The sequence below is a fragment of the Saccharopolyspora sp. NPDC047091 genome (genome assembly GCF_040643635.1).
In the GTDB taxonomy this organism is placed as follows: domain Bacteria; phylum Actinomycetota; class Actinomycetes; order Mycobacteriales; family Pseudonocardiaceae; genus Saccharopolyspora_C.
The window spans coordinates 1-4,334 of record NZ_JBEYUS010000139.1 but is presented as its reverse complement, the minus strand read 5'-3'; the positions used below and the strand labels follow the sequence as shown (position 1 = coordinate 4,334).

The following is a 4,334-nucleotide window of genomic DNA, read 5'->3' as shown; positions in this document are numbered from 1 at the left end:
CCCGCCCCCGGAAAGGGTGCGGGCGCGCGGTCGTCGATGCGGGGACACCGGTGCGCCGGACGGACCAGCGGTGCCGCCCGGCGAACGGGTCAGGACTTGAGGTCCGGGAAGTCCTCCTCGCGGTACTCCCCGGCCGGGGACGGCGCCGCGTGGATCTCCTCCTCGCGGGTGCGCAGCTCGACGCGGCGGATCTTGCCGGAGATCGTCTTCGGCAGCTCGGTGAACTCCAGCCGCCGGATCCGCTTGTACGGGGCGAGGTGCTCGCGGGCGAAGCGCAGGATCGCCAGCGCCGTGGCCTCCCCCGGCTCCCAGCCCGCCGCCAGCACCACGTACGCCTTCGGCACCGCCAGCCGGATCGGGTCCGGGGACGGCACCACCGCGGCCTCGGCGACCGCCTCGTGCTCCAGCAGCACGCTCTCCAGCTCGAACGGCGAGATCCGGTAGTCGGAGGCCTTGAACACGTCGTCGGTGCGGCCCACGTAGGTGATGTAGCCGTCCGCGTCCCGCGAGCCCACGTCCCCGGTGTGGTAGTAGCCGCCGCGCAGCACCTCGGCGTTGCGCTCGGCGTCGTCGGCGTAGCCGGTCATCAGGCCCACCGGCCGCGGGTCCAGCCGCAGGCAGATCTCGCCCTCCGCGGCCTCCTGCCCGGTCGCCGGATCGATCAGCGCCACCTCGAACCCGGGCAGCGCCCGCCCCATCGAACCGGGCTTGAGCTCCTGGCCGGGCGTGTTGGCGACCTGCACGCTGGTCTCGGTCTGGCCGAAGCCGTCCCGGATGGTGACGCCCCAGGCGCGGCGGACCTGCTCGATCACCTCCGGGTTCAGCGGCTCGCCCGCCCCCAGCACCTTGCGCGGCGGGGTGCGCAGCGCGGTCAGGTCGGCCTGGATGAGCATCCGCCACACCGTCGGCGGGGCGCAGAAGCTGGTCACGCCGCAACGCTGCATCTCGCCGAGCAGGGCGGCGGCGTCGAAGCGCTCGTAGTTGTAGATGAACACCGTCGCCTCGGCGTTCCACGGCGCGAACACGTTGCTCCACGCGTGCTTCGCCCAGCCCGGTGAGGAGATGTTCAGGTGCACGTCGCCCGGTTCCAGCCCGATCCAGTACATCGTGGACAGGTGCCCGACCGGGTAGGAGACGTGGGTGTGCTCGACCAGCTTCGGCTTCGCGGTGGTGCCGGAGGTGAAGTACAGCAGCAGCGGGTCCGCGGCCCGGGTCGGCCCGTCCGGCTCGAACGCCTCCGCGGCGGCCGCGCTGTCGGCGTAGGCGTGCCAGCCCTCGGCGCCGCCGACCGCGATCCGGGTGTAGTCGCCCGGCACGTCGGCGAACTTCGGCGCGTGCGCCGAGGTCGTCACCACGTGCCCGGCGGCGCCGCGGTCGACGCGGTCGCGCAGGTCGGCGGGCCCCAGCAACGGCGTCGCCGGGATGATCACGGCGCCGAGCTTCATCGCGGCGAGGATGGTCTCCCACAGCTCGACCTGGTTGCCGAGCATGAGGATCAGCCGGTCGCCGCGGGCCACGCCGAGCTCGCGCAGCCAGTTCGCCACCTGGTTCGAGCGGCGGGAGAGCTCGCCGAAGGAGAACTTCCGCTCGGAGCCGTCGGATTCGACGATCCACAGCGCGGTCCGGTCCTGCCTGCCCGCGATGGTGTCGAACCAGTCCAGCGCCCAGTTGAACTCGGCGGGGCGCGGCCAGCGGAACGCGTCCCTGGCCGCGGCGTAGTCCTCGCGCGTGCTCAGCAGCAGATCGCGGGCGGCGAGGAACTCGACGCCACCGGGTCCCGCTGCCGCCCTGCCCGCATCGGTCTGCTCGGTCACGTCCGCGTCCTCCTCGACCACCGGTTGCACGTGCCGCGCGTGCGCCGACCGTCCCGTTCGGACGATCGCCGGCGCGCCGGACCAACTTAACCGGCACACCCGATCAGATCCATGCCGCTGGTCCGATGCGCGGGCATTCGGGTGGTGCCGTTGACTTCACGTGCGGTCATGGTCATTCTTGTTGCTTGTTGTGGCTTCGCTTTCGTCCTGTTTCGCCGTCTCGGGGGGCGTGGGCGCGATCCACGACACCTGGGGGCTGCACCGATCGGCACGAGCCGACTCGTCCCGTCCCCGCTCCCACCGGCTCGAATCCACCAGGAGGCCACGTGCACCGCCGCGCGTTGACCCGCCGACCACTAGTCCGATTCCGCGTCGGCGCTCTGATCGGCGCCGCCATGCTCGCTACCGTCACCGGTATGCCCGCTCAGGCCGAACCCGCCGCATGGGAACCGAAGGACCCGCCGCTGGCGACTCCGTGGACCGACCAGGTCGGCCCGGACAACGCCCTGCCCGACTACCCGCGCCCGCAGCTCACGCGCGAGCGCTGGCAGAACCTCAACGGGCTGTGGGACTTCGCCGGATCCGACACCCCGCCCAGCGAGACCGACGAGCAGATCCTGGTGCCCTACCCGCCGGAGTCCGGCTTGTCCGGCATCCAGCGCCACGACGACCACCTGCTCTACCACCGCGAGTTCCAGGTGCCCGCCGACTGGTCCGGCCAGCGGGTGCTGCTGCACTTCGGCGCCGTGGACCAGAAGGCGACCGTCAGCGTCAACGGCCAGGAGGTCGCCACCCACCAGGGCGGCTTCACCGAGTTCAGCGCCGACGTCACCGACGCGCTCACCGGCGACGGCCCGCAGCAGCTGACCGTCGCGGTCGAGGACCGCAACGAGGACAACCCGTTCCCGGTCGGCAAGCAGCGCAACGACCCCAACGGCATCTTCTACACCGGCGCCTCCGGCATCTGGCAGACGGTGTGGATGGAACCGGTCGCCGACGCGCACATCACCGACCTGGAGATCACCCCGGACCTGGCGTCGAACAGCTTCGCCGTGCGCGCCGACGGCTCGCAGGGCGGTCGCGTCGAAGCCGTCATCAGCGAGCGGGACGGCGGCGCGGAGGTCGCCACCGCCACCGGTGAAGCCGGTCAGGACCTGCGCCTCGAGGTGCCGGACCCGCACCTGTGGTCGCCGGACGACCCGTACCTCTACGACGTGGCGGTGCGGCTGCTCGGCGAGGACGGGCAGCCCGTCGACGAGGTCGGCAGCTACGCCGGGATGCGCTCCATCGGGCTCGTCGACGACGAGCAGGGCAGGCCGCGGCTCGCGCTGAACGGGAAGATCCTGTTCCAGCACGGCCCGCTGGACCAGGGCTACTGGCCGGACGGCATCTTCACCGCGCCGACCGACGAGGCGCTGCGCTTCGACCTGGAGCAGACCAAGGAACTCGGCTTCAACATGGTGCGCAAGCACATCAAGGTGGAGCCCGCCCGCTGGTACTACCACGCCGACCAGCTGGGCCTGCTGGTGTGGCAGGACATTCCCGCGCTGGTCAACGGGCAGACCCCCGGTGACGAGGCGAAGGCGAACTTCGAGGCCGAGGCCGCCGACATCGTCGACCAGCTGCACAACTCGCCGTCGATCGTCACCTGGGTGCCGTTCAACGAGGGCTGGGGCGAGTTCGACACCGCTCGCATCGCCGAGCAGGTCGAAGCGCAGGACCCGACCCGGCTGGTGAACCCGGCCAGCGGCGTGAACTGCTGCGACTCGCTGCCGGACACCGGTGCCGGGCACATCTACGACGACCACACCTACGTCGGCCCCGGCGCGCCGGACGTGACCGGCGACCGCGCCTCGGTGGACGGCGAGTACGGCGGGCTGGGCCTCATCGAGGACGGGCACCTGTGGCCCGGTGAGCCCTCGTCCTACGAGATCGTCGACACCCGCGCCGACCTGACCCGCCGCTACCAGGAGGTGCACGACGACCTGGTGCGCATCATCGGCGAGAAGGGACTGTCGGCGTCGGTCTACACGCAGACCACCGACGTGGAGAACGAGGTCAACGGTTTCTTCACCTACGACCGGCAGATCCTCAAGCCGGACCTGGAGGCGGTGCGCGCCGCGAACCGGGCCGTGATCGACGCGGGCACCCCGTGACGAACCGACGGTGACGAACCGGAGGTGACGCGTCGAAGATGACGCGTCGAAGATGACGCACCGAGGAGTGACGGATCGAGGGTGGACGAGCGGAGGGCGAGCGATCGAGGAACGGTCGATCAGCGCTGATCGACCAGGAGTGCTCGCCCGGGGCGTGCTCGCCTCGACCACCCCGCGCACGACGACGCCCCGGCCGGTACCCCACTACCGGCCGGGGCGTTCTTCCCACCGCAGCAGCGAATTCCCGCGACCGAGGAGGACGACGATGTCTCACCGCGGTCCCGCTCGCGGTGGTTCTGCCAGTCGTGGTCCCGCCAGTCGTGGTCCTGCCAGCCCGGGTACTGCTGGTCCGGCTGGGACGAGA

Annotated in this window: 2 protein-coding genes; one reads left to right on the top strand and one right to left on the bottom strand. The window is 71.3% G+C overall.

Annotation, left to right across the window (positions count from 1 at the left end):
• Positions 1-89 precede the first annotated feature (89 nt).
• The gene (locus tag ABZ805_RS29140; protein ID WP_358447102.1) at positions 90-1,742 is read right to left on the bottom strand and encodes an AMP-binding protein; all 1,653 of its coding nucleotides are present in this window, start codon (positions 1,740-1,742) and stop codon (positions 90-92) included.
• 488 nt (positions 1,743-2,230) lie between these two features.
• Here ABZ805_RS29140 and ABZ805_RS29135 point away from each other — a divergent pair, with 488 nt between their 5' ends.
• A complete protein-coding gene (locus ABZ805_RS29135; RefSeq protein WP_358447099.1) occupies positions 2,231-3,970 on the top strand; it encodes a sugar-binding domain-containing protein in 1,740 nt (579 codons plus the stop codon).
• Positions 3,971-4,334: the final 364 nt, after the last annotated feature.

Bases quoted from the DNA above. Each gene is read 5' to 3' on its own strand.
- ABZ805_RS29135 (WP_358447099.1), top strand. From the start codon at position 2,231: ATGCCCGCTCAGGCCGAACCCGCCGCATGGGAACCGAAGGACCCGCCG.